Raw genomic sequence first — 24708 nt, 5'->3', positions numbered from 1 at the left:
TTGACAATTTTTAAATATTTGGTAAAATCTAAATAAATTAACTACATAACCACACTTTTTATGTTGTTAAATGTAAGCGGATACAAAGGGGGTGCAGTCTTACGGAGTTAAAAGAAAAAATAATTGAAACGTCGCTGACTCTCTTCGATCAGCATGGTTTTCATGGTGTCTCCGTTAACGAAATCGTTAAGGCATGCGGAACTAGCAAGGGGGGGTTTTATCACCATTTCTCTTCCAAAGATGAACTCCTATTTGTCATTCATGATTACTTTATTTCATATGTTTTAATAAAAGCACAGGAAGCCATTTCAGAAAGTACCCATCCAACAGAAAAAATGCAAAAGATCATTCAATCATTCGTTAAAGTTTTTGACCTCTATAAACCACACATCTCAGTTTTCTATCAAGAAAGCATTTACTTAAAACCACCTTATGTTGAAGCAATTAAAAAAAAGCGTCAAATGTATAAAGAAATCATTTTTTCCGTCATTAAAGAAGGCATTGACAAGGGAGTGTTCCGCAGCGAATTGCCAGTGGAAATTACCGGAATGTCAATTCTAGGCATGGTGAACTGGTCCTACAAATGGTACAAAAGGGACGGTGGAAAAACGATTGATGAAATCGGTGATATTTACGTAGATTTAATTCTGAATGCCCTATTGACAAATGAAGAAAAAGATGCAGAAATCACCCAGCCATTTCTACTGAAGAACAATGTTGTTGTCGATTAAACAATTAACTTGATTTGTACAGACCAACTAGTCGGTCTCAATTGAAAGGGGAATGAACATGGATTTTTCACTTACAAAAGAACAGCAGATGATTAAGGAAATGGTTAAGGAATTTGCCGAAAAGGAAATTAAACCCATTGCGATTGAGCTGGATGCAAAGTCCATGTTTGCGGAGGATGTATTCAAAAAAATGGGGAAACTCGGATTGCTTGGAATTCCATTTCCTGAAGAATATGGCGGTTCGGGCGGAGATACGATTTCATATGCCATTGCAGTTGAAGAGGTTGGCAAGGCGTGCGGGGGAACCGGCTTAAGTTATGCTGCAGCAGTTTCGCTCGGAGCAAGTCCAATTTACTATTTTGGAACCGAAGAACAAAAGCAAAAATATCTGGTTCCAATCACGACCGGTGAGACTCTGGCAGCTTTCGGGTTGACAGAGCCCAATGCGGGTTCCGATGCTGGCGGTACGAGAACCACTGCTGTGTTGAAAGGTGATGAATATGTGATCAATGGTGAGAAAACATGGATTACAAATGCCAGCTATTCAAGAACTGTTACCGTCACTGCTGTATCTGGCAAAGATTCCAAGGGCAAGAATATCATCTCTGCATTCATCGTGCCAACGGATACCCAAGGACTTACGATCAATAGCAATTATGAAAAAATGGGAGTTCGGGCTTCCAATACTTGTGAAATCATTCTGGATAACGTCCGGGTACCAAAGGAAAATTTATTGGGAGATCCAGACAAAGGGTTCAAACAATTCTTATTCACTCTGGATGGAGGAAGGATTTCCATTGCAGCTTTGGCCGTCGGTATCGCTCAGGCTGCCTTTGATAAAGCTTTAGCTTTTTCAAAAGAGCGCATACAATTCGGTAAATCGATATCAAATTTCCAGGCCATTCAATTCAAGCTGGCAGACATGGCGATGGAAATTGAACTGGCGAGGAATATGGTATATAAGGCGGCGTGGTTAAAAGACAATAAAAAGCCTTTTGCAAAGGAAGCGGCATACGCCAAGCTTTTTGCAAGTGAAACCGCTTTCCGTGCCAGCAATCAAGCGATCCAAATACATGGCGGTTCTGGATACATGCGTGAATATGAAGTGGAGCGCTATTTAAGAGATGCTAAGTTATTGGAAATTGGTGAAGGAACATCCGAAATTCAAAGAATCGTTATCGCCAGACAATTAGGCTGTTAATCTTTATGGAACGTAAAATGAACGATGATGCTTTGGTTCATTTTAGTGGAAAGCAGATTTTATCTATACAGCAAAACGTGTTCATTCTTACTTTTATTTGATTAGGAGGAGTTTGATGTCTGATTTGCTAGATATTACTATCGGTAAATTGCTTGAGAGGACAGCTGAACAATATGGTGATAATGAAGCGGTGGTGTACCATGAACTGGGACTCCGCCATTCCTACCGCGAATTTGAAAAGATTTGCCGAAAGGCGGCCAGGGGGTTCATGTCACTCGATATAAAAAAAGGGGAACATATCGCCATTTGGGCATCCAATAAACCGGAATGGCTTATATCCCAATTTTCCACCGCGAAAATGGGCGGGGTGCTGGTTACGGTCAACACTAATTACCGTACAAGTGAACTGGAATACTTGCTTAAGCAATCGGATTCGACGACGATCATCCTGATGGAACAATATAAGGATCATTCATATATAGATACGCTGTATGAAATCGTACCTGAATTGAAAAATGCAGAACCAGGAAAATTACAATCTGAGAAACTGCCAAAATTGAAAAATATCATCGTTTTAGGTGAAGCGCGTTATCCCGGAACGTTTTCATGGGATGATGTCATAAGCGGAAGTGAATTCATTTCGGAAGAGTCACTGGACATGAGGATGGAGGAATTGGCTCCCGATGATGTGATTAATATGCAATATACATCAGGGACGACAGGATTTCCAAAAGGAGTAATGCTGACGCATTCAAACTTGGTCAACAACGGATTGAATGTCGCGGAATGCATGAAACTTACCGAAGTTGACCGGCTTTGCATCCCGGTTCCGTTTTTTCATTGTTTCGGCTGTTCACTAGGTACGATGGCCTCGGTTTCTGTTGGGGCAACAATGGTGCCAATCGTGGAATTTAATCCACGAGTAGTCCTTCAGACCGTTGAAGCCGAAAAATGTACGGGACTTCATGGTGTTCCGACGATGTTCATTGCTCAACTTAATCTCGATGACTTTGATAAGTTTGATTTAAGTTCATTGCGGACTGGAATCATGGCAGGCTCCACATGTCCGATTGAAGTCATGAAAAGCGTGTTGAATAAGATGGGAATCTCGGAAATCACGATTACTTATGGTCAAACCGAATCGTCTCCAGGAATTACGATGACAAGAACGGACGATCCGATCGAACTTCGTGTTTCCTCAGTGGGAAGGGCTTTACCGAAAGTGGAAGTGAAAATTGTCGATCCAGTTACCGGGGAAGAAGTCCAACGGGGCAAACAAGGGGAACTCTGTTCGAGGGGATACCATGTAATGAAGGGATATTATAATAACCCAGAGGCCACTGAGCAGGCGATTGACCGGGAAGGCTGGCTTCATACGGGTGATCTGGCGGTGATGGATGAAAGGGGTTATTGCAAGATTACAGGCAGGCTGAAAGACATGATCATTCGCGGAGGGGAAAATATCTATCCCCGGGAGATCGAAGAATTCCTCTATCAACATCCTGCAATTGTCGATGTCCAGGTACTCGGCGTTCCAGATCAGAAGTATGGGGAAGAGGTAGCGGCATGGATCATTTTGAAAGCAGGAGAAATCATGACGGAGAAAGAATTGATAGAGTATTGCAAAGGGAAAATATCTTTTCATAAAATCCCCCGTTACATTCAGTTTACCGATGCGTATCCCATGACTGCATCAGGGAAAATCCAAAAGTATAAGCTTAGGCAACAAACTCTTGATCTATTATCGGAACGCACTAAATAAGGAGGGTATCGAATGATTCGAAAAATTCTTATCGCAAACAGAGGAGAAATAGCATCACGCATTATTCGTACATGCAGGAAGTTGGGAATACTTACTGTCGCCGTCCATTCTGAAGCAGATGCGGAATCGCCATTTGTGGGTTTGGCGGATGAGGCATATTTATTGGGTGGCCCGAGAGTACAGGAAAGCTATCTAAACGTCAATAAGATTTTGGAAATAGCTAAGAAAACGGGAGTGGAAGCTATTCATCCTGGATACGGATTTCTTAGTGAAAACGCAGATTTCGCACGTTCATGCGAAGAAGCAGGCTTGATATTCATTGGTCCAAAACCAGAAATCATCCAACAGATGGGCAATAAAGTCGAGGCACGGAAAAAGATGGAACAAGCGGGACTTCCGTTGGTGCCTGGATTTTCACGTCCGTTAATTGATAGTGCAGAAGCGGCAGCCGTTGCCGAAAAGATTGGCTATCCAGTCATGTTAAAAGCAGCAGCAGGCGGCGGGGGTATCGGCATGCAGGCCGTTGCTAATGAAGATGAATTGACCAAGGCCTTCGAAGGGAATCAAAAACGTGCCCAATTGTTTTTTGGCAATGGAGATATGTTCATAGAAAAACTGATTGAGAAGCCTCGTCATATCGAAATTCAGGTATTGGCGGATTCCTTTGGGAATGCTGTTTACTTATGGGAAAGGGAATGCTCCGTTCAAAGGCGCCACCAGAAGGTCGTGGAAGAGGCCCCTTCTTTTTTCCTAGATGAAGAAACAAGAACCAAGATGGGAATGGCTGCAGTCAAAGCGGTAAAATCCATCGGTTATAGCAATGCGGGCACCCTCGAATTTTTAGTTGATGGTGATAAAAACTTTTATTTCCTGGAAATGAATACGCGTCTTCAGGTTGAGCATCCTGTCACCGAAGAAATTACGGGGCTGGATTTGGTCGAACAGCAAATTAACATTGCATCGGGCAACAAATTGGAATTCACTCAAAGTGAAATTAAACAGGATGGACACTCCATTGAAGTTCGCATATACGCTGAAGACCCGAAAACATTTTATCCAGCACCGGGCAGAATCACCAGCATGGAACTTCCGGAAGGGGAAGGGATCCGTCATGAATTGGCGGTACATGGAACTTCCGTCGTATCCCACTTTTATGATCCGATGATCGCCAAATTGGTAGTGAGCGGCGATTCAAGGGATAAGGCGATCAAGAGATTAAGAGAAGCGCTGGCAAACTATAAAATAGAAGGAATAAAAACAAACCTTCCATTGCTTATGGAGATAATTTCTCATGAAGCTTTTTCCCAAGGAGATACGACTACGGATTTCATTGCGAAATATATTAAAAAATTGACTGTATAACGCATATTATAAAACTTAATGATCAGGAGGAATGTAAAATGGCAGAATTAAAGGCAAGCATGGCAGGAAGCGTTTGGAAAATCGTAGCGAATGAAGGGCAAAGTGTAACAGACGGACAGGACATCATTATCTTGGAATCGATGAAAATGGAAATCCCCATTTCGGCCGAAGAAGCTGGCACCATCAAAGAACTTAAAGTGAATGAAGGGGATTTCGTAAATGAGGGCGACATTTTGGCCGTCATTGAATAAAAGGACGGAGGGGTAAGATGAATTGGCCTGAAAAAGTGACAATTAAGGAAGTGGGTCCACGTGACGGGCTGCAAAATGAAAAGGTCATGATACCTGCACAAAGCAAAATGGATTGGATAGATCAGCTCTCTGATACGGGATTATCTTATATTGAAGTAACTTCTTTTGTACATCCTAAGTGGATTCCCCAATTGAGCGATGCCGTTGAGGTCGCTAAGGGAATAAAGCGCAATCCCGGTATCACTTATGCGGCCCTTGTACCCAATCAAAGGGGACTGGAGTCGGCTCTTGAAGCCAATATCGATGAAATTTCCGTGTTCATGTCATCCAGTGAAACGCATAACCTGAAAAATATTAATAAATCTATTTCCGAGACCTTTCCAATAATGAAGGATGTCATCGGGACAGCAGCAAACAGCGGGAAAACGGTTAGGGGCTATATTTCAACCGTTTTCGGCTGTCCTTATGAAGGGGAGGTTTCGACCGATCAGGTTTTCCGTGTTTGTGATCAACTGTTTGAGCATGGAATCGATGAGGTTTCATTGGGTGATACCATTGGGGTGGCATCTCCAAAACAAGTTGCCTTGTTCCTTGAACAGGCAGTAAAAAGATATGATATAAGCCGAATTGCCCTCCATTTTCATGATACAAGGGGAATGGCACTCGCAAATGTCCTTGAATCACTGAATTATGGTGTTGATACTTTCGACTCTTCGCTCGGAGGTTTAGGAGGATGTCCGTATGCACCAGGTGCGAGCGGAAATGTGGCAACGGACGACCTGATCCATATGCTACATAAAATGGGAATTCAAACGGGAATCAATTCAGAAAAATTAATGAAGGCTGCGGCCATGATGCAAAACTTTTTGAAAAAACCATTGCCTAGCCATCAGATTGCTGTTTATAACGCACAATAAGAGAAATTGAGGTGAATGTATGACTTCATTAGTGGAGATCAGTCATGAAGATAAGGGGATTGCCCTCGTGACTTTGAACCGGCCGGATGCTGCTAATGCCCTTTCCACAGAACTGCTTCATTGTTTAGTCGAGGGGCTGTATGAATTGCAAAGAGATTCCGATTTACGAACGGTCATTTTTACGGGAGCAGGTGAAAAGGCGTTTTGTGCGGGTGCGGACCTTAAGGAACGAGCAGGTATGAATGATGATAAAGTCAGGGAGACAGTCAAGTTGATTGGTGACACGATTACGGCTGTAGAAAACCTTCCAGTTCCAGTCATTGCCGCGATTAACGGTTCGGCTTTTGGCGGAGGTCTGGAGTTGGCACTTGCTTGTGACATACGCATCGCATCGGAAACGGCTAAGGTTGGACTGACAGAAACGTCATTAGGCATCATACCTGGTGCCGGCGGTACTCAGCGCCTGCCTCGGATAGTCGGAATGCCGACAGCGAAAGAACTGATTTACACGGCAAGAAGGTTGGATGCAAAAACCGCACATGCCTTGAAAATCATCAGTCATGTATATTCACCCCAACATTTACTTGAGGAAGCGAAAAAATTGGCTCGGGAAATTGCGGTCAATGCCCCATTGGCACTAAGGGCTGCTAAAGCGGCGATCAATCAAGGGGCTGAGACTGATTTGAAAACCGGATTGCAAATTGAAAAAGACTGCTATCAGACAACTTTAAAAACCCGTGACCGACTGGAGGGTCTGTCAGCATTCAAGGAAAAGCGCAAACCGGTTTTTAAGGGCCAATGATTTCAGTTAAAGGAGGAACAGGGATGGTAACGACGGATAAACTAACCGAAACGGTTGAAACGATTAAAAAAGGCGGTTTAGAAAAATATCATCAAAAAAACGCTGAAAAAGGAAAGCTTTTCGTACGTGAACGGCTAGAGCTGCTTTTGGATGAAGGGGTTGAAATCGAGGACGCTTTCTTTGCTAATTGTGCCAGTGATGGATTGCCTGCTGATGGTGTAGTAACAGGCATCGGCAAAATCAATGGTCAGAGGGTATGTGTCATGGCCAATGATTCGACTGTAAAAGCTGGTTCCTGGGGAGCAAGGACCGTCGAGAAAATCATTCGCATTCAGGAAACAGCTGAAAAGTTGCAGCTGCCCCTTCTTTATTTAGTCGATTCTGCCGGGGCACGAATTACGGATCAAGTAGAAATGTTTCCGGGACGCCGCGGAGCAGGACGCATCTTTTACAACCAAGTGAAGTTATCAGGAAAAGTCCCGCAAATTTGTCTATTGTTCGGTCCGTCTGCCGCAGGCGGGGCATATATCCCAGCTTTTTGTGATATCGTCGTAATGGTTGAGGGCAATGCATCCATGTATTTAGGTTCACCGAGAATGGCAGAAATGGTCATTGGCGAAAAGGTAAGCGAAGAGGAAATGGGCGGGGCGAAAATGCATTGTTCTGTGTCAGGATGCGGGGATGTGCTTGTTAAGTCGGAAGAAGAATCCATCGCGTTTGCGCGCAGATACTTAAGCTATTTTCCAGGAAATTATCAAGAAAAACCTAAAAGCGTAAAACCTGAGCTGCCTGCGGATTTCGAAAAAACATTGGAAGACCTGATTCCCAAAAATCAGAATGCACCATTCAATATGTATGACCTGATCGAAAGGGTTATAGACAGGCAATCGTTTTGTGAAATCAAGAAACTATTTGCACCAGAACTGATTACTGGGCTTGCAAGGCTAAATGGACAAACGATAGGGATCATAGCCAATCAGCCGCGTGTCAAGGGCGGCGTCCTGTTCCATGATTCAGCAGATAAGGCAGCCAAGTTCATCAATTTATGTGATGCTTTCCATATACCGCTGTTGTTCCTTGTTGATATTCCAGGATTCATGATTGGGACGAAGGTCGAACAGGCAGGGATCATTCGCCATGGGGCGAAAATGATTTCGGCGATGAGCGAAGCCACCGTTCCCAAGATTTCTGTCATAGTCCGTAAGGCTTATGGTGCTGGACTATACGCGATGGCCGGTCCCGCTTTTGAACCTGACTGTGTTCTTGCCTTACCGACGGCATTGATTGCAGTCATGGGAGCAGAAGCCGCTGTCAATGCAGTCTATGCCAATAAAATAAATGCGATGGAACCAGAAGAGCGCCCAGCATTCATCGAACAGAAGCGCAATGAGTATAATGAAGATATCGATATCTACCGCCTAGCCTCCGAAATGATTGTTGATGGCATCATCCAACCAAATGACCTGCGTGACGAATTGAGTGCCAGGTTTGAGGCGTATAGCAGTAAGCAATTGACATTTACCGATCGTAAACATGGGGTCTATCCCGTTTAAAGAGTACAATAAACAAGCCTGGTCATTTTGACCGGGCTTTTTATCATGGATGAAAATTAATGGTTTTTTAAATAATTAGAAAATTTTTCTGAAATGAGTTGCTAAATGACACAAGGAAGAGTACTATAATTAGTAATTAATGATTTACTAATTACTTAATCCCATACTTAGTGAAAGAAAGTGAGAGTTGCCATGGGTCAGCAGGAAAAAAAGAAATATATTACTCCAGATGGCTATACAGCAGATATTGCGATCTTTACGATTACTACGAAGAAAACGGCAGAGAAAGCCCCGCCTGAAATGTTTTTGAAGCTATTATTAATCAAACGTGCCACAAAAGATAAGGAAGGAGGACCCAATGTAGAGGGAGATAAATGGGCATTGCCCGGAGGCTTTGTCAATGCACGTGAGACTGCCTATGAAGCTGCTAAGCGAGAATTGAAGGAAGAAACGGGTGTAGCTGGATTCCATCTCAAGCATTTCGGGGTTTATGACCAGCCTGGACGCGATCCCAGAGGATGGATCATATCCAATGCTTTTTATGCAATTGTCCAGGAAGAATTTCTTCATCAAAGAAAAGCGAATGACGATGCAGCCGAGGTTGAATTGTTCACGATCCAGGAAGCCTTACAATTAGATCTTGCATTCGATCATTATACAATTATTAACGATGCGATGAATTTAATGAAAAAAGAAATGGTGCAAACGACGATAGCCCAAAAATTCCTGCCGGATGAATTTACACTTTCTGAATTGCAACGGGTTTTGCTGACAGCCAGAGATGATGCAAAAATCAGCGCGGACTCACTTTTTTATGCAAAAGCCCCGAAACTCCCGTTTTTGGAGAAAGTCTTGGATGAAAAGGGAATGCAGAAGAAAACGAAACGTAATTCGTATCGGCCTTCACAGCTATACCGATTTAATGCAGAGGTTGTCATGGACTCTATTTACTATTGAGGGGGAATTGTGCTATGGGAAAAAAGGCATTGATAAATATAGATTATACGTATGACTTCGTGGCAGACGGGGGTGCATTGACCTGCGGGAAGCCAGGCCAGGATATCGAGAAGGCTCTTGTCAGTATAACCAAGGATTTTATCGAACAAGGTGAATACACGGTATTCGCGATTGATTTACATGAAGAAGGTGACCGCTTACATCCCGAATCGAATTTGTTTCCACCGCATAATATTAACGGTACAATGGGTAGAGACCTATACGGGGCGTTAAAAGAGGAATATGAAACAAATAAAAATCAAAAGAATGTTCATTATATAGATAAAACACGTTATTCAGCCTTTGCAGGAACGGACCTTGATATCCGCCTGCGGGAACGTCACATTACCGATGTATATTTAGTCGGGGTTTGTACAGATATTTGCATTTTACATACGGCAATCGACGCTTATAATTCTGGCTATAAAATCTTTGTATATGAAAATGCAGTGGCCTCGTTCAATGATGCCGGTCACCATTGGGCGCTTGGACATTTTAAAGGATCTCTTGGAGCAACCATTCTATAGTATCCATTAACGAAACAGAATAGAAGGGAAGCGAAGGCTTCTCTTTTTGGGAGGAACTATCCATGGAAAAAAAGTACAACGACGACAGTTACGCATTACACACTGATCTTTACCAAATCAATATGGCCCAAACTTATTGGCAGGACAAAACACATAACCGAAAGGCAGTTTTCGAAGTATTTTTCAGAAAGCTACCGTTTAATAGCGGATATGCGATTTTTGCGGGACTTGAAAAAATCGTCCATTACCTTCAAAACTTTTCCTTCTCGGAAAGTGATATCGACTATTTAAAAAATGATCTGCACTATGATGAAGAATTCTTGAATTATTTGCGGAACATCCGTTTTACGGGAGCTATTCGCTGCATGAAAGAGGGGGAGCTGGTCTTCGGCAATGAACCGATTTTACGGGTGGAGGCACCGCTTGGTGAGGCTCAACTCATAGAAACTGCCCTGCTTAATATTGTGAACTATCACACACTCGTTGCAACAAAAGCGTCGCGCATCAAACAGGTCATCGGTGAAGAATCTGCACTTGAATTCGGTTCAAGGCGGGCGCAAGAAATGGATGCTGCAATTTGGGGAGCGAGAGCGGCCTATATTGCTGGCTTTGATTCCACTAGTAATGTACGTGCTGGAAAGCTGTTCGGCATTCCGGTTTCAGGGACTCATGCACATTCCATGATCCAAGCTTATAAAGATGAATATACCGCTTTTCATAAATACGCTGTTTCCCATAAAGACTGTGTATTCTTGGTTGATACTTATGATACATTGCGTTCTGGCATCCCGAATGCAATCCGTGTTGCCAAGGAACTGGGCGATAAAATCAATTTCATTGGCGTCCGTCTTGACAGCGGTGATTTAGCTTACTTATCAAAAGAAGCACGACGTATGCTTGATGCTGCAGGGTTCCATGATGCGAAGATTGTCGCTTCCAATGACTTGGATGAATATACGATCATCAACCTGAAACAACAAGGGGCAAGAATTGACATTTGGGGCATCGGAACCAAATTGATCACAGCTTATGACCAGCCAGCGCTCGGTGCCGTTTATAAAATGGTTTCAATAGAGGGCGAAGATGGGAATATGAGAGATACCATCAAAATTTCTTCTAACCCTGAAAAGGTTACGACACCTGGCTTAAAACGAGTATATCGCATCATCAATAAAGTGAACCATCATGCTGAAGGTGATTATTTGGCGATGGAATACGAGAAGCCTCAGGAACAGGAAAAATTAAAAATGTTTCATCCTGTCCATACCTTCCTAAGTAAATTCGTCACGGATTTCGATGCGGTCGATCTCCATATGGATATTTTCAAGGATGGAAGTTTGATTTACGAATTGCCAACCATAGATGAAATCAAGGCATTCACGCAAAAAAATCTCCAAGTATTATGGCCGGAGTACCTGCGTGCACTTAATCCTGAGGAATACCCGGTAGATCTAAGCCAGGATTGTTGGGATAATAAAATGAGGAATATAGATGAAGTTAAAGCCAATGTAGAAAGAATGCTAACGAAATGACAATCCTATTTTATTAGAAAGCGGGGCTTTGCCAATGCGTCCATTACAAAAAGAAATCGTGAAAAAATTACTTGTCCAACCAACGATAGATCCTGAAGCAGAATTCAGGAAAAGTGTTGATCTATTAAAAGGGTATATGAAGAAAAATACGTTTCTGAAAAGCTTTGTACTTGGAATATCTGGAGGGCAAGATTCAACACTGGCGGGGTATATTGCCCAAACCGCTGTCAACGAATTGAATGAAGAAACGAATGGCAGCGACTATAAGTTTGTTGCTGTAAGCTTGCCATATGGAGTACAGGCTGATGAAGAAGACAGGCAGCTTGCATTAAAATTCATCAAGCCAAGCCAAACGGTTACAGTCAACATCAAGGCGGCGGTTGATGCCTCAGTAAAAGCTGTGGAAGAAGCAGTTTCTGAAAAGCTATCGAATTTCTTAAGGGGAAATGTTAAAGCGCGTGAGCGAATGAAGGTACAATATGATTTGGCCGGACTTTATAAAGGCGTCGTGCTTGGTACGGACCATGCAGCAGAAGCGATCACAGGTTTCTTTACGAAACATGGTGACGGCGCAGCGGATATCATTCCATTATACCGTTTAAATAAAAGGCAAGGAAAAGAAATCCTGAAATTCGTCGGTGCACCTGAGCGTCTTTATACGAAAATACCAACGGCCGATTTGGAAGATGACAAACCGTTACTTCCTGATGAAGTGGCATTAGGCGTTAGCTACGATGAAATCGATGATTACCTTGAAGGCAAGGAAATCAGAACGGAAGCTGCTGAAATCATCGAAGGTTGGTATACTAAAACCGAACATAAACGCAATGAAGCCATTAACGTTTATGATACTTGGTGGAAATAAAAGAAGCTGAAAAGTTTTCCCGCATCAAATAAGATGCGGGTTTTTTTGCAAGAACATAACGAGCACCTTGGCCAACGCATCAGTATTCAAATTTTACCGGCAAAGGGGAAAACAAAATGCCGACTCTACATATGGATATATCCAGGAATAGAAACCAGCAAGGGAATTGTATTCTCTGGTGTAATCGGTGTGAAAGCGGGAGATGACCTGATCCATAGCTGCGCATATGGCTATTCCAATCGAGCGGATGAAATCATGAATACGACCGAAACAAGGTTCGGAAATGCTTCTGCTTGTAAACTGTATACGGCGGTAGCCATTTGCGACTTATGTTCAGTTCTAAGCTTAAAGACTGTCTTCCAACCGGGTTTCCTAATTTCAACCAAAATGTAAGCATACATCACCTCTTCACATACTTCAGGCATTCCTGATTACTTTGATGAAGAAGTGATGGCTGATTTTGAAGAGCTTTGGCAGAAAAATCCGATGTACCATATAAAAAGAGTAAAAGATTTCCTGCCAATGTTTCAAGATGAGGAGATGATGTTCGAACCCGGGGAAAGATTTCATTACAATAATGCAGGCTATATTTTATTAGGATTGATTGCAAGGAACTTACCGGACTTGAATTTTCCGAATATATAGACAACAACATCTTTCTGCCTTGTGAAACGAAAAATTCCGGTTGTTTTTCCATGGACCAGCTCCCAAAAAATACTGCATTAAGATACATAGACGAAGAAAATGGAGCCTGGAGAACAAATGTTTATTCCCTTCCGAACAAAGGCGGTGCAGATGGAGGGGCGTATAGTACAACATCGGATATGTTCAGGTTTTGGGAGGGCTTATTTTCGAATCAGTTAGTGAATCAAGAATATACCAATCTTTTATTGGAACCCCATATTGCTGCGGAAGATGAAGGAGAATACTATGGATATGGCATATGGATCAGTAAAAAAAATGAAGCGATTTTCAAATATCATCTTATGGGGTATGACCCTGGTGTAAGTTTCAATTCAGCTGTATAAACTGCAAGTCAATTGAAAACCGTCATTACTTCTAATGAAAGCTTGGGTCCATACCATAATGCTTGCGCGATTGAGAAAGAACTATAAACAAAGGGAACCTTTCTGCTTGTGAAGGGTTCCCTTTGTTTATAGTCAATGTGAATTCATTCATCGAGAACCTGTTTTAGATTTAAGGTAAGGGATGAATTCGTTTTCAGTCGCCCGATTGTTTCCAGAACTCCTGGTTCTTCAAGTGGATACTTCACCTGTACCTTTTTTCAATAAGGAGGCAGTTTTCTTTGTGTTTCAAGGCTTTTCCAAACAAAGAATTTGTATATTTAGATATCTTGAAGTAAAGTATATTTAATATTACATTATTTTAACCGGTATTTTCCGATGGAGGTTCTTTTTACTTTATGAAGGCAAGATATGAACTCGCGAACATGAACTTAACAGTAAGCAATGTGACTTTACGTAATGCGGCGGATAGTTATGTCCTCTTGAAAGCTGCAGATGATCAAAATAATGAAATCACGATCAAGCTTTCCCACGAACAAGCTGAATTTCTTGAAGCGGAATTAAAGGAAGTAAATCGCCGCCGCAGGGAAAATAGTCCTGATCTATCCGGAAATGACCGGGAACGTATTAATGACGACGATTCTTTCAATCTGTTTAGCATTGATTTATTCAATGAAAGTGATCCGAAGTAATTGATAGTATATGCTTATTTACCCCGAATCAAATTTTATTCTCTGTAACCTTCTTTCCGGTTTAAGATGATGCTACAGAGAGTTTATCATTCCCGCCAATACAAAATCCGAATTTAAAGTTATTGAAAGGCCATTTGGAATGTTTTAAGCAAGGTGACATCGTTACCTTTATTTTGATCGCTTGAAAAAGTTTTTCACCAAAAGGAAAATGGATGATAGTACAGCAAAAACCATGAAAAATACGATGAACCCCCAAAGTCCTACCGCCGCATCCTGAAACTCCATATTTCCCCTGCTGGTAAGGGCTTGCTGTATTTCAATGGCAAATACTAAAACAACCATGACCGTAAAGGTATAAAGGAAAGAAAGTATCGTTATCCCAAAACGCATCCGGGAAATTAAATTAGATAGAAATAACACGAACAAAAATATGATGATACCGATGATTCCCATTATCCAAAAATGCAAATCTTTGTCCGTTGCATTTGAATTTAATGTGTCACTCACAAAGAATAAAATGAAATCGTGAAGATTATTGACGATTTCAGCTAATATCTGGATGATTTCTTTCATTTTTCACACCTCCAATCCTTAGATTATAGCAGGTTATAAATCTATATAGAAGAGTGGGTTGCCAGCCTGTCCTTCGATGGAAGTAATATGAAATCATATACAAGCTAGTATATTCAGGGTAACGTAAAAAAAGCATAAGTGAATGAATTGGGAAGACAGGAAATGCAACGTCAGTTTTAATAAGGTTATAGTTAATAGAATAACCAATATACATAATATAAATAAAATATAGCGAATCATGGAAAATAGGAGTGCCTATTTTACTTAATACTTTCATGGTCGGAGGAAAAAAGAATGAATGATGTACATAATCATGTGTTAACGGTAATTGATTTTATGAAAACCGGACACAAAACTTGTTTTGTGAAAGTCATCGGTTTCGATGGTGAATCCGGACTGGATTTTGAAGGTGAAGTTAAATTTGTCGGCGATTTGCCTTTTGGGGATTTGATACATCCTGAGCGGTCACATCTATCTTCGACTTGCAGGGAATTTGTTCGGGATGATTTGTTGCACAGATACAATTTAGGGCAGTTTGAATGAAGTAGGGCAATTCTTGTAGAGAATTCAATGAGATGATATTCTGTTCACTTGTTTAAAATTGGTAAAATGCAGGGTATAAAGAATATGGTATGCAGGAACTTTTTTATGCCAATCTTCTCTTTTAACTGACAAAATAGCATATTTCTCCCTATTTAACTTACGGACTTTTATCCTTATAATATTAAATAGGAAAATATGACATTTAGTGTAGGATTATACTGTTTCTGAGGTGAGTTTCATGGTTTATGCAGATATTTTGAGTAATATACACTCTGCTATCTCCAGTAAGAAAGCTGATTTAAATGTGAAAATAGAACGTTTAGAAAATGCGAAAAACGATATTATAAAAGAGCAAAGTATGTGTCTGAACGAGATTAGGAAAATAAAAGCACCTGAGCTGGGCGGCAGCTGGACAGGGAATCGCTCGGATCAATTTCAGGAAGCCCGTCATGATGCCTATAATGTGATGTTCAGTATTATTCATGACGATTATGACGATTACCAATGGAAAATCGAGGCAATGATTACAAAGTTGAATGCCGAAAATACTCTTCTGAGCATAGCGGGGAATATAGCCCAAGAAGCCGACTCCCTTTTGAGCAAAGGCGAAGAGGCATTTGAGCAGCTGGAGAGTAAAATATCAGATTTAAAAAGGCGGTTGTTTTAATGACGACAATCAAACTGAATCATCCTGCCGTAATGAAGCAAGTCGATCAGGTGAAGACGGCACTTGGTACAGTCACGCTTGGAAATTTGCCGGCAGGCGAACTTGGCAGCAATAAATTGGAATTCACCTCGAAATGGATCGACCGGGAAACGAACCTGGAGAAGGTCTTCGAGCAATATATTAAAATCGTCCAGAAAAATGTGGAAGATACCCGTGCCAACATTGACTTATTAAAAGAACAGGATGAAGCCATCGCCCATACGTCTTCACATGGGTACCCTACGCGATGAAAATATATGAAGCCGAGACATTGACGGCCGCAACCAAGTCGCGCGCCAAGCAATATGAAGAACTAAAGAAGGAAGTCACAGCCCTGAAAAAGGAATTTCAGGGCATCGTCGGCCTGGATAACGAGTTTCAAGGGGCCGGTGCCGCCGCCATCAAAAGCTTCTATGAAGCGCAAATCGAGGTGGCGGACGCCTGGATGGAACTATTCACGGCCCAGATCAGTTTTTTGGAAGGCATTCCGGCCAGTCTGGAAGAGGCGGACCTCTCCGGAAATACGGTGGTCGAGGTTCCCTTTTTAGATGGGGAAGTCTCGAATGGCATCAACCAAGCGAAGTCACTTGTCGATGAACAAGCGAACGATCTCCAAAGGATCCTGAACAGCATTGACGATATCCTGCCTCTTGATATGTTCGACCAAAAAGACTTTAATGAAAAAATCACGCTGGCCGGACAAAGGCTGGATGACACCGTGACAAAGGTCGGGAATGTCGACCGGCAATTGGTCGAGGAATATGATGTGTCCGTCGGGCAGGAAAACGTGGCCGTTGGCCTCTTCCGCGCCTTGCTCGATGCCACCAAACAGGACGGCAACGTTTCGCCGATGACCTTCAATCAATCGGCCTTCAAGAAAAGTGATGTCTATCAAGTGAAGGATGAAGTCGCCGGTCAGATGAAAGACTATCAGACCTTCAAAAAGCAGCAAGCCGAAGCCCGGAAAATCGAACAAGAAATGGAAGAACTCGAAAACCGCCCATGGTACGAAAAAGCCTGGGATACGACAAAAACCTTTACAGGCGAATTCACGGGATATTATGATTCAATCAGGGCCTCAACCGGGGTCGATCCAGTAACCGGCCGCAAGCTGTCCGATGCTGAAAGAATCGCCGCCGGCGCCATGGCCGCCGCTGGATTCATCCCCGTCGTCGGCTGGGCCGGCCGTGCCATCAAAGGCGGCAGCGCCATCTACAAAACGGCCAAAGGACTCAACGCAGCGAACCACGCGCTCGATGCCTATAAAACGACAAAAGGCTTTAGCCTCCTCCAGAAAACCGAATACGGCATATACGGCCTCCTCGCAGCCAACGGCCTCGGCGAAGCCGTAACCGGCAAAGACATGTTCGGCAACCAGCTAACCGAGGAACAGCGCCAGAACGGCCTGTTGATGGCACTTGGTATCGGCGGTGTGGCTGGTGCGGCGAAGGTCGCAGATAAAGTAGCGAGTGGTACAAAGTTCGTCCCTTACAGCAAGGAATTTGCGCAAAAGCAGGTTCAGTACGCTAAAGCATTCGGCCGGCAAATCGGCAATGTAGAAGTACCTCTTCGTATCAGGGTCGAAGAGTTAGCCACGGCGTATGGAAACAACTACAAGCATGTCACTTTTGATAAAACGACTATTAAGGATATAGTACAGAAGTTTGCGGTGAAGGGTGATGGTGGTAAGGGTACAGGCAAAGTAGTGCTAGCAAAAGGATCGAATGAAATTACAAAAGTGGCGTATGGAAAGCACTATACAAGAGAACGAATGAAGAAAGTTTTAAAACCGAATATTGAATATACATCCCCTGGTGGTCATGTATATAAAACGGACGAAAAGGGTCGGATAACAAGTGTAGAAGGTTCTCTCGACTTAGGCAGTGGCAAACGAAACAATTATGCACAGCGGATTGCCGGAAGAGAAGATCGCTTGCCAGATGATCAAGGGGGTCATTTAATTGCAAGCATTTTTAAAGGATCTGGTCACCTAGACAACCTTGTTCCTATGAATGCAAACCTGAATATGGGGGAATGGAAAAAACTCGAAATATCTTGGGCTAAAGCTTTAGACAGTAATCCTCCTAAAACAGTTGAAGTGAAAATATATCCTGTGTATGAGGGAAATTCAACTCGACCTGAAAGTTTCGACATAGAGTATAAAATTGACCATGGTCGTTGGGAGTTAAGAACATTTGAAAATATAGCAGGGGGATAAAAAATTGAATGAATCAAAACTAAATGATTATTATCAAAAAATAGCTCAAACTGTAAACGAGATGATTCCTGAAGAATGGAGTAAAGTAGTTTTGTATGGAGAAATTACGGAGGGGACAGGAACTGCGTTCTTTTTCTATCAGTCTAATATTAATGATACACTCATATATAGCCATGATATCCCTGAAATACATAGTATTAGTAGAAGGGAGTATAGAGATACATGGCGGAGGTTAATAAAGGTCTTAAAAGAATTATCAGATGAATTTAAAAATAATAATCAAGAACAATGGACCAATTTAACTTTTACTTTAGAAAGTACCGGTAAATTTAAGGTTGACTATAATTATGAGGATTTATCCAATGCAGATGATCACGAAAGACGGGTTATCTGGGAATATACTCGTTTAGATCTTTTACCTGAATCTGAATATGATAAGAGGATTTTAGAAGAATACCTCAAGAAAGAATAATGGAGGATAAGTAAAGCTTGTTCTTTTTATGACCTTAACGCAAAAGTTAAGGTCTTTTCATTGTTGAAATAGAATATGTAGCATCTATCGGTTCCTCAGATAATAGGCCGTGAGGACTTAAAATCATATAGAATTACTTCAGGCAAGGTGGCTAAGGAAAAATATTAGCAAGTGGTACAAAGTTCGTCCTTTACAGTAGGGAATTTGCACAAAAGCAGGTTCGGAAGGCTCAAGCTATAATAACAGACATAGCGAGATCAGGAAAAACCTCGTTAAAAAATATAGGTGAAACAATCGGTAAAAAAGAATCCCAAAATGGATAAGTATGGAACAAGTATCCCTCGCAGGAGGACCAAACCTTCCCCAAGTAGTGATGGAAAAGCAGACAATTAAAGAAGCCTATCAGAAATTTACGGTGAAGGATTGTAAAGTAGAGGGTGTTTCAAGGGAGAATATTCCTAAGGGTACGGGTGAAGTTAGAGCTAGTGGAACTAAAAAACTAAACCTAGAAAATATAGAAGAATTCGTCAAAGGTAAAAAAAACTTTGAAGATGTACTTGAAGTTTATGCTAAACTATATGCTGAAAAAATAAAATCTAATGAACCTTGGTCTTGGGGAGAGGATATATTAGGTGGAGAGAATCTAACGTTAAAACAAAAACGACTTATCAAAGAACAAGCTATTTCTGATGTGCATATTCCACAAATTACAGTAAATAAAGCTGCTGGAATGCGATATGGATTTGCTGATTTTTTTGGGGCTGGTTTAGTTGAAGAAACTGTTTATTTACCAAAAGATTTTTGGAAGCTATCTGATAGAAAACAATTTACATGGCTTGATGAACAAATTGGAGGTCACCGTGAAGGAATGACTTGGCACCATACTGAAATACCCGGGAAAATGGAATTGGTTCCTTATGGAATTCACAATATTACGCCGCATAATGGTGGAAGGACAACTGGTATGTGGGCAGATGCCCCTAGATGATTTATTAAGGAGGAATTTATGTGAAAATAGATAAGTCGACTATAACACTTCCGTTGCCGACAGATGAATTGTTTGAGAGAAAAGAGAAATTTTGGCGAGTGAAGCTTCCAAAAGATTTTATTGATTTTATGAAAGAAAATAATGGAGGAAGAACAATAGACGGAGGTTTTAAATGTAATAACCACGAATACGCAATAGATCGCTTTTTATGTTTATTAAAAACACCTAGGGAACATAGGTTAGGCATGTATGATATTGATGTTACATTAACACAGCTTGAAGATAGATTGACTGATAATGAAGATTTGATAGGTGCAGATATTTTACCAATTGCTGTGTTGTTTGCAGGTGATTTTGTATGTTTGGATTTTCGGAAAGATAGAGAAAATCCAATGGTTGTTGTTTGGAATCATGAAGAATCAGCTGAATTAGAGCCCAAAACATATTTTATAGCTAATACATTTAGTGAATTTATTTCTAAGGTGGAGTAATATAACAAGAAGTACCAGATGTTTTAGCTCATTTTTATTTATAGAAAATGAAGGTTTTGAGAATTAAGTTAAGTTTTTGTTCTACTTCCTTGACGTGAAGGTGGCCCAAAGAAAAAGGTAAAACAATAATTAGGCAAGAAAGTTAATAAATTTTTATTTATATCAAAAGTTCATAGTGTGATGAATAAAAGCGAGATTGGTATGATTTTATAAGGATTTAACCACTACTTATCACTTAATCTTTGATGGTACCACCCTAGTTTTAGATAACACAGGAAAAATGAAAAATATTTATGGATATGAGGATATTGCAGAACTTTAAATAGGAAGCTGAATACCTAAAATAAAACATTGAAATAATTTTTTAAACCCTTGATTGGCTAATTACCTTTCAAGGTTTCTTTTTTTGGGGAGCTACCTAGTGCCGAATAAATAGTTTGGTACTAAGAGAGCAGAGATTACACTTATTAGTTATAAATAATGTAATTTATCGTACATAAAAATAACTTTAAAAACAGGTACCCTATTAAGCCATATGTACCTCAGATAAAAGGCCGTCAGGTCTAAAAAAGTGGTACAAAGTTCGTCCCTTACAGTAGGGAATTTGCGCAAAAGCAGGTTCAGTACGCTAAAGCATTCGGCCGGCAAATCGGCAATGTAGAAGTACCTCTTCGTATCAGGGTCGAAGAGTTAGCCACGGCGTATGGAAACAACGTCACTTTTGATAAAACGACTATTAAGGATATAGTACAGAAGTTTGCAGTGAAGAGACTGTCTACCGTAAATCAGGCAAAGGCTGACGATGCGATGGTTGAAGCAGCTCGAAAACTCCCAGCATATACAAGAAGACCTAACCAACCAAGAAATTATAAGTATAAAGAACGTAATGAAGACGGAACTACACTGTACACTTTTATTTCAACCAAAAATGGAAAAGAATATCAAGTAATTTATGATAAAGATGGATTCCCAATTTTTCATTCAAAATTTGAAATTTACTTACCAGAAAAGTATTTTTTAGAAACAGATGCTGCACAATTTGTATATTTATCTAAAACCTTATCTGAAGTAGTTATAAGGAATCCAGAATTAGCTGAAAAGTTCATAGCGAAGGAATATGAGGTGTTAAAAGAAGGTAGAGTTCCAAAAACACTTACTTGGCATCATCATCAGGAAACAGGTAAAATGCAAATTGTGGATTATTTTGAACACCAAGCAGCCGGACATACTGGTGGGAGAGCTATATGGGGCGGTGGTGAATCGGGCAGAAAAGGTATTATAAAAAAAGAAATTCTGGAGATGGTAACATGGGATTAAAAAAGTGGCTATTTGTAGAGGAAGAAAAACCCGATGAGGGTGTAATTGCTTCGATTGAAAGATTGTTTGAGATTGAATATCCTGATGATTACAAAATGTGTGTTATGAAATATAACGGAGGTTTTCCTGAGCCTAATATCTTTAATTTTGGTGAAGGGCAACAGGGAGTATTTAATGATTTAATTAGCTTTACTGATAATGATATAAATATAGGGATGTTTTATGAGCAATTTTCTAGTCCAGCGTTAAAAGGAATTGTGCCTTTTGCCAGAGATCCATTTGGAAACTACTTATGTTTTGATTATAGAAATAATTATTCTTCTCCAAAAATAATTTTCTTCAATCATGAAGAAGAAGCGTTATCACAAGTGTGTGATACATTTAGTGATTTGCTGGAGCAAATGTATTCTTTAGAAGATACAAAGTAGAAGGGGGAGCAATTGTAAAATGGAATATAAGTTTGAATATACATATAAAAAAATATCAGTAAATGAACTTGAAAATTTCGAGAAAAAATTTAATTTAGTACTACCGGAAGATTTTAGTAGATTTTTATTATCTAATAATGGTGGAAAAGCTGTAAATAGAAGATTTCAAACAGAAGATCGAACAATAACTTCCTCGATTATACTATTTTTTCCTTTATCTAATGAAATAGAAGAAAATTTAGAAAGTACTTTCATTAAGTATAATGAAAGTAGGATTGTACCGAAAGATTTTCTCCCTATAGGATTAGATCCGGCTAATAGTTTAATCTGTTTATCTTTAGATAGAGAACAAAAAGGTAAAGTTTATTTTTGTGACATGGACTACTTTGAGGAGGATAACGAATTAAGGAAAGAATTTATTAAACCGATATCTGGAAATTTTAAAGAGTTCATGGACAATTTATTTGTCGCCAAGTAAATAAAGCCTGAATATTGTGTGTGAGAATACAACAATTAATATGTAGATAAATAAGACGCTACCTGATAAAAGTTAAGATTTGGTTTATTTTTGTATAAAAGGTCAAAAGAATTATAAACATTGGTTAATGGCTATTAATATCATTCAGAAAAACGAACAAATTGAAGAATAGCATCAGAAAGCGTTGATGATAGTGCATGGAATCGGCCGGGTCGAGGAAATATACAACAAGAGAAGAGAGTGGAACTAATAGAGCATGGGAGTAAAAGAATTGTATGAATCAAAACTACCAACAAATAGCTCAAATTATTAATGAAACTATACCAGAAGAGTGGTCAAAGGTATTAATGTACGGTGAAATTGCTGACGGTACCGGTACTGCATTCTTTTTTTATTATACTCCTAAAAGTGAAGTGCCTATTTATAGTCATGATATACCTGAAATATATAGTTTAAATGAAGAAGAATACGATAAATTATGGTATCAATTATTAGATGAATTAAAAATATTGTCAGATGAATTTAAAAATAATAATCAAGAACAATGGACCAATTTAACTTTCACTTTAGAAAGTACAGGAAAATTTAAAGTTGACTATGATTATGAAAATCTATCAGATGCAGATGATCATGAAAGAAGAGTTATTTGGGAATATACTCGTTTGGACCTTTTACCTGAATCTGAATATGATAAGAGTATTTTAGAAGAATACCTTAAGAAAAAATGATGTAGGGCAAGAAAAGCTTGTTTTTTTGTAAGGCCTTAACGCCAAAGTTTAAGGTCTTTTCATTGTTGATATGAATATCAATTAGATTTAGATTTAGCACTTGATTGCCTTTAAGGCAACAGGTGCTTTTTGTTTTTCTGAGAAGAAATTCAAGTATAAAACACACTAAAGCAGGATCCTTATATAAAGAATTCCTGCTTCGCATACTATTTGTTAAGAAATGATTTTTCGAAAAATTCGAGAAGATGTTCTAAAGTGATTGGGTCACTGTATGTGGATGCTTTACTATTTATTTCAAATATACGATCGTTCTTGACTGCAGGTATATTTTTCCACGTATCAGTGTCCACGAATGAATTTGCCACATCCGGGTTTTTACTAAAGATAATATAATCTCCAGTATACTCAGGAAGCACTTCCGATGAGAGGACATAAATGCCGGATTTAAGTGCTTTTTCTTTTACTTTTTCAGGCATTTTCAAATCCATTGCTTGATACAATATTTCTGTCCCACGTGCATAATTATTTCCGAATACATAAAACTCTTTAGCATCATTTTCAATGACAGAAACGGTTGCATCTTCACCAATTTTTGCACGTATCGCTTTTCCTGCGGATTCTGCACGCGTTTTGAAATCATCAACCCATTCTTTTGCTTCTTTTTCTTTGTTTAATAGTTTTCCAATTTCTATTTGCTGTGATAAATAATCTAATTTTCCCCAAGTGAATACTACAGTTGGAGCAATTTCATTTAGCTTTGCAATATTTTTCATCTCGGATCCGGCAATGATTAGGTCTGGTTCCAGTTCAATGATTTTCTCCAGGTTATCTTCTGATACGACCTCGACTCCCTTTAGCCTTTCTTGAAAAAGGGGATTCATGTTAGTCCATTGATCTATCCCGACGACATTACCTTCTAGAGCCAATACATTAGGTCCATTGGAGAGAGCAATTATTCTTTTTGGGTTTTTAGGAATTTCAACAGGGCCAGTTTCTGATTGATATGTAATTGTGTCTGTTTTTGTCTTGGATTCATTATTTTCGTTCGCTGTCTCTTTGTTCCCACAAGCACTAAGAATAAGTACGAACAAGAGCAGAAAGGGGATGAATAGCTTTTTCATTCTGATTTTCTCCTTATTAATTATAGTGTAGGTTAAAAACATATCAAAAAAGCATCTAATTAATAATGATATTCATTTTCAATAACTACATCAACATATTAATAGTAATGATAATCATTGTCAATAACTTTTGGAAGATTGCTAAACTCGGTGAACCAAAGTGTCACACTACTTGTAGCAACATGTTTGAGGCTGGTTGGAGAAAAGGGACAAGCTTCCGGGATTATATCAATACTATTATATGGACCGGCTAAAAAAAGAAATGGTACTTGATAAGTAGATCTTGGAACGACTATTAATATTCAAGCCCATAGAAATTAGCCTTGGATTCGTCCCATTTTGGGTGAAAACAGGATTTTGTTAATTTTTTGCATTTATAAAGTTGGGTGTAACTGGAAGCTTCCAATAATAACCATGATTAACGAAAAG

At 40.0% G+C, this 24708-nt stretch carries 26 protein-coding genes and 1 pseudogene; 25 read left to right on the top strand and 2 right to left on the bottom strand.

Going from position 1 to position 24708, the window contains the following annotated elements; translation table 11 throughout:
- Positions 1-80: 80 nt before the first annotated feature.
- The 14 genes and pseudogenes from ACQKNS_RS00925 to ACQKNS_RS00860 all read left to right on the top strand — a co-directional run bounded on the left by ACQKNS_RS00925 (position 81) and on the right by ACQKNS_RS00860 (position 14216).
- Positions 81-731 carry a TetR/AcrR family transcriptional regulator gene (locus ACQKNS_RS00925; RefSeq protein WP_427642095.1) on the top strand — a complete coding sequence of 217 codons (651 nt, stop codon included), beginning with the start codon at positions 81-83 and terminating at the stop codon, positions 729-731.
- Between the two features lie 58 nt (positions 732-789).
- Positions 790-1932, top strand: a complete 1143-nt coding sequence (locus ACQKNS_RS00920; RefSeq protein ID WP_427640752.1) for an acyl-CoA dehydrogenase — start codon at positions 790-792, stop codon at positions 1930-1932.
- A gap of 124 nt (positions 1933-2056) precedes the next feature.
- Entirely contained in the window at positions 2057-3694 is a 1638-nt protein-coding gene (locus ACQKNS_RS00915) for an AMP-binding protein (protein WP_427642094.1), read from the top strand.
- 12 nt (positions 3695-3706) lie between these two features.
- Positions 3707-5056: an acetyl-CoA carboxylase biotin carboxylase subunit gene (locus ACQKNS_RS00910; RefSeq protein ID WP_427640750.1), complete on the top strand. Its 1350-nt coding sequence runs from the start codon at positions 3707-3709 to the stop codon at positions 5054-5056.
- Between the two features lie 38 nt (positions 5057-5094).
- On the top strand, positions 5095-5307 hold the full coding sequence (locus ACQKNS_RS00905; RefSeq protein WP_427640749.1) for an acetyl-CoA carboxylase biotin carboxyl carrier protein subunit: 213 nt from the start codon (positions 5095-5097) through the stop codon (positions 5305-5307).
- 17 nt (positions 5308-5324) lie between these two features.
- Positions 5325-6224, top strand: coding sequence for a hydroxymethylglutaryl-CoA lyase (locus ACQKNS_RS00900; RefSeq protein ID WP_427640747.1), 900 nt, complete (start codon positions 5325-5327; stop codon positions 6222-6224).
- Positions 6225-6243: 19 nt separating this feature from the next.
- Positions 6244-7026: an enoyl-CoA hydratase gene (locus ACQKNS_RS00895; protein ID WP_427640745.1), complete on the top strand. Its 783-nt coding sequence runs from the start codon at positions 6244-6246 to the stop codon at positions 7024-7026.
- A 23-nt stretch (positions 7027-7049) separates the two neighbouring features.
- Complete coding sequence (locus tag ACQKNS_RS00890; protein WP_427640743.1) at positions 7050-8579, top strand: acyl-CoA carboxylase subunit beta; 1530 nt, start codon at positions 7050-7052, stop codon at positions 8577-8579.
- 192 nt (positions 8580-8771) lie between these two features.
- On the top strand, positions 8772-9536 hold the full coding sequence (locus tag ACQKNS_RS00885) for an NUDIX domain-containing protein (protein ID WP_427640741.1): 765 nt from the start codon (positions 8772-8774) through the stop codon (positions 9534-9536).
- Positions 9537-9550: 14 nt separating this feature from the next.
- Complete coding sequence (locus tag ACQKNS_RS00880; protein ID WP_427640740.1) at positions 9551-10102, top strand: cysteine hydrolase family protein; 552 nt, start codon at positions 9551-9553, stop codon at positions 10100-10102.
- 62 nt (positions 10103-10164) lie between these two features.
- Entirely contained in the window at positions 10165-11634 is a 1470-nt protein-coding gene (locus tag ACQKNS_RS00875; protein ID WP_427640738.1) for a nicotinate phosphoribosyltransferase, read from the top strand.
- 34 nt (positions 11635-11668) lie between these two features.
- Positions 11669-12499 (top strand): ammonia-dependent NAD(+) synthetase, encoded by an 831-nt coding sequence (nadE, locus tag ACQKNS_RS00870; RefSeq protein ID WP_427640736.1) that lies wholly within the window; start codon positions 11669-11671, stop codon positions 12497-12499.
- A 129-nt stretch (positions 12500-12628) separates the two neighbouring features.
- Positions 12629-13614: pseudogene (locus ACQKNS_RS00865) on the top strand (serine hydrolase domain-containing protein).
- Positions 13615-13922: 308 nt separating this feature from the next.
- The gene (locus ACQKNS_RS00860; protein ID WP_427640734.1) at positions 13923-14216 is read left to right on the top strand and encodes a hypothetical protein; all 294 of its coding nucleotides are present in this window, start codon (positions 13923-13925) and stop codon (positions 14214-14216) included.
- Positions 14217-14384: 168 nt separating this feature from the next.
- Here ACQKNS_RS00860 and ACQKNS_RS00855 read toward each other — a convergent pair whose 3' ends face one another.
- A complete protein-coding gene (locus ACQKNS_RS00855; protein ID WP_427640732.1) occupies positions 14385-14789 on the bottom strand; it encodes a hypothetical protein in 405 nt (134 codons plus the stop codon).
- Positions 14790-15083: 294 nt separating this feature from the next.
- On the opposite strand from ACQKNS_RS00855, the gene ACQKNS_RS00850 reads away from it, so the two are divergent.
- From ACQKNS_RS00850 to ACQKNS_RS00800, 11 genes are all read left to right on the top strand, one after another.
- The gene (locus tag ACQKNS_RS00850; RefSeq protein ID WP_427640731.1) at positions 15084-15332 is read left to right on the top strand and encodes a hypothetical protein; all 249 of its coding nucleotides are present in this window, start codon (positions 15084-15086) and stop codon (positions 15330-15332) included.
- A gap of 238 nt (positions 15333-15570) precedes the next feature.
- Positions 15571-15999 carry a YwqH-like family protein gene (locus tag ACQKNS_RS00845; protein WP_427640729.1) on the top strand — a complete coding sequence of 143 codons (429 nt, stop codon included), beginning with the start codon at positions 15571-15573 and terminating at the stop codon, positions 15997-15999.
- Positions 15999-16289, top strand: a complete 291-nt coding sequence (locus tag ACQKNS_RS00840) for a YwqI/YxiC family protein (protein WP_144478758.1) — start codon at positions 15999-16001, stop codon at positions 16287-16289. The genes ACQKNS_RS00845 and ACQKNS_RS00840 overlap by 1 nt, the downstream gene beginning before the upstream one ends.
- Positions 16286-18256 (top strand): DNA/RNA non-specific endonuclease, encoded by a 1971-nt coding sequence (locus ACQKNS_RS00835; protein WP_427640727.1) that lies wholly within the window; start codon positions 16286-16288, stop codon positions 18254-18256. The genes ACQKNS_RS00840 and ACQKNS_RS00835 overlap by 4 nt, the downstream gene beginning before the upstream one ends.
- Positions 18257-18260: 4 nt before the next feature.
- On the top strand, positions 18261-18728 hold the full coding sequence (locus ACQKNS_RS00830; protein WP_427640725.1) for an antitoxin YezG family protein: 468 nt from the start codon (positions 18261-18263) through the stop codon (positions 18726-18728).
- Positions 18729-19053: 325 nt separating this feature from the next.
- Complete coding sequence (locus ACQKNS_RS00825) at positions 19054-19716, top strand: HNH endonuclease (RefSeq protein ID WP_427640723.1); 663 nt, start codon at positions 19054-19056, stop codon at positions 19714-19716.
- Positions 19717-19736: 20 nt separating this feature from the next.
- Positions 19737-20207, top strand: a complete 471-nt coding sequence (locus ACQKNS_RS00820) for an SMI1/KNR4 family protein (RefSeq protein WP_427640721.1) — start codon at positions 19737-19739, stop codon at positions 20205-20207.
- An 807-nt stretch (positions 20208-21014) separates the two neighbouring features.
- On the top strand, positions 21015-21524 hold the full coding sequence (locus ACQKNS_RS00815; RefSeq protein WP_427640719.1) for an HNH endonuclease: 510 nt from the start codon (positions 21015-21017) through the stop codon (positions 21522-21524).
- Complete coding sequence (locus ACQKNS_RS00810; RefSeq protein ID WP_427640717.1) at positions 21515-21952, top strand: SMI1/KNR4 family protein; 438 nt, start codon at positions 21515-21517, stop codon at positions 21950-21952. Before ACQKNS_RS00815 ends, ACQKNS_RS00810 begins: the two co-directional genes overlap by 10 nt.
- 19 nt (positions 21953-21971) lie before the next feature.
- Positions 21972-22430: an SMI1/KNR4 family protein gene (locus ACQKNS_RS00805; protein ID WP_427640715.1), complete on the top strand. Its 459-nt coding sequence runs from the start codon at positions 21972-21974 to the stop codon at positions 22428-22430.
- A gap of 275 nt (positions 22431-22705) precedes the next feature.
- Positions 22706-23158 (top strand): immunity protein YezG family protein, encoded by a 453-nt coding sequence (locus ACQKNS_RS00800; protein WP_427640713.1) that lies wholly within the window; start codon positions 22706-22708, stop codon positions 23156-23158.
- Positions 23159-23364: 206 nt separating this feature from the next.
- On the opposite strand, the gene ACQKNS_RS00795 is transcribed toward ACQKNS_RS00800, so the two are convergent.
- A complete protein-coding gene (locus tag ACQKNS_RS00795; RefSeq protein WP_427640712.1) occupies positions 23365-24279 on the bottom strand; it encodes an iron-hydroxamate ABC transporter substrate-binding protein in 915 nt (304 codons plus the stop codon).
- Positions 24280-24708: the final 429 nt, after the last annotated feature.

The organism is Peribacillus sp. NPDC094092, from assembly GCF_050279365.1.
GTDB lineage: Bacteria > Bacillota > Bacilli > Bacillales > DSM-1321 > Peribacillus.
Note: the sequence above shows the minus strand (reverse complement) of the source record. Positions and strands in the feature narration are given on the sequence as shown.

Excerpts from the sequence above, each read along its gene's own strand:
- ACQKNS_RS00905 (WP_427640749.1), top strand. The coding sequence starts at position 5,095 with ATGGCAGAATTAAAGGCAAGCATGGCAGGAAGCGTTTGGAAAATCGTA.
- ACQKNS_RS00855 (WP_427640732.1), bottom strand. The coding sequence starts at position 14,789 with ATGAAAGAAATCATCCAGATATTAGCTGAAATCGTCAATAATCTTCAC.
- ACQKNS_RS00825 (WP_427640723.1), top strand. The coding sequence starts at position 19,054 with ATGGAACAAGTATCCCTCGCAGGAGGACCAAACCTTCCCCAAGTAGTG.
- ACQKNS_RS00805 (WP_427640715.1), top strand. The coding sequence starts at position 21,972 with ATGGAATATAAGTTTGAATATACATATAAAAAAATATCAGTAAATGAA.
- ACQKNS_RS00885 (WP_427640741.1), top strand. The coding sequence starts at position 8,772 with ATGGGTCAGCAGGAAAAAAAGAAATATATTACTCCAGATGGCTATACA.
- ACQKNS_RS00800 (WP_427640713.1), top strand. The coding sequence starts at position 22,706 with ATGAATCAAAACTACCAACAAATAGCTCAAATTATTAATGAAACTATA.
- ACQKNS_RS00900 (WP_427640747.1), top strand. The coding sequence starts at position 5,325 with ATGAATTGGCCTGAAAAAGTGACAATTAAGGAAGTGGGTCCACGTGAC.
- ACQKNS_RS00880 (WP_427640740.1), top strand. The coding sequence starts at position 9,551 with ATGGGAAAAAAGGCATTGATAAATATAGATTATACGTATGACTTCGTG.
- ACQKNS_RS00810 (WP_427640717.1), top strand. The coding sequence starts at position 21,515 with ATGGGATTAAAAAAGTGGCTATTTGTAGAGGAAGAAAAACCCGATGAG.
- ACQKNS_RS00845 (WP_427640729.1), top strand. The coding sequence starts at position 15,571 with ATGGTTTATGCAGATATTTTGAGTAATATACACTCTGCTATCTCCAGT.
- ACQKNS_RS00840 (WP_144478758.1), top strand. The coding sequence starts at position 15,999 with ATGACGACAATCAAACTGAATCATCCTGCCGTAATGAAGCAAGTCGAT.
- ACQKNS_RS00850 (WP_427640731.1), top strand. The coding sequence starts at position 15,084 with ATGAATGATGTACATAATCATGTGTTAACGGTAATTGATTTTATGAAA.
- ACQKNS_RS00895 (WP_427640745.1), top strand. The coding sequence starts at position 6,244 with ATGACTTCATTAGTGGAGATCAGTCATGAAGATAAGGGGATTGCCCTC.
- ACQKNS_RS00835 (WP_427640727.1), top strand. The coding sequence starts at position 16,286 with ATGAAAATATATGAAGCCGAGACATTGACGGCCGCAACCAAGTCGCGC.
- ACQKNS_RS00875 (WP_427640738.1), top strand. The coding sequence starts at position 10,165 with ATGGAAAAAAAGTACAACGACGACAGTTACGCATTACACACTGATCTT.
- ACQKNS_RS00860 (WP_427640734.1), top strand. The coding sequence starts at position 13,923 with ATGAAGGCAAGATATGAACTCGCGAACATGAACTTAACAGTAAGCAAT.
- ACQKNS_RS00910 (WP_427640750.1), top strand. The coding sequence starts at position 3,707 with ATGATTCGAAAAATTCTTATCGCAAACAGAGGAGAAATAGCATCACGC.
- ACQKNS_RS00815 (WP_427640719.1), top strand. The coding sequence starts at position 21,015 with ATGGTTGAAGCAGCTCGAAAACTCCCAGCATATACAAGAAGACCTAAC.
- ACQKNS_RS00795 (WP_427640712.1), bottom strand. The coding sequence starts at position 24,279 with ATGAAAAAGCTATTCATCCCCTTTCTGCTCTTGTTCGTACTTATTCTT.
- ACQKNS_RS00890 (WP_427640743.1), top strand. The coding sequence starts at position 7,050 with ATGGTAACGACGGATAAACTAACCGAAACGGTTGAAACGATTAAAAAA.
- ACQKNS_RS00920 (WP_427640752.1), top strand. The coding sequence starts at position 790 with ATGGATTTTTCACTTACAAAAGAACAGCAGATGATTAAGGAAATGGTT.
- nadE (WP_427640736.1), top strand. The coding sequence starts at position 11,669 with ATGCGTCCATTACAAAAAGAAATCGTGAAAAAATTACTTGTCCAACCA.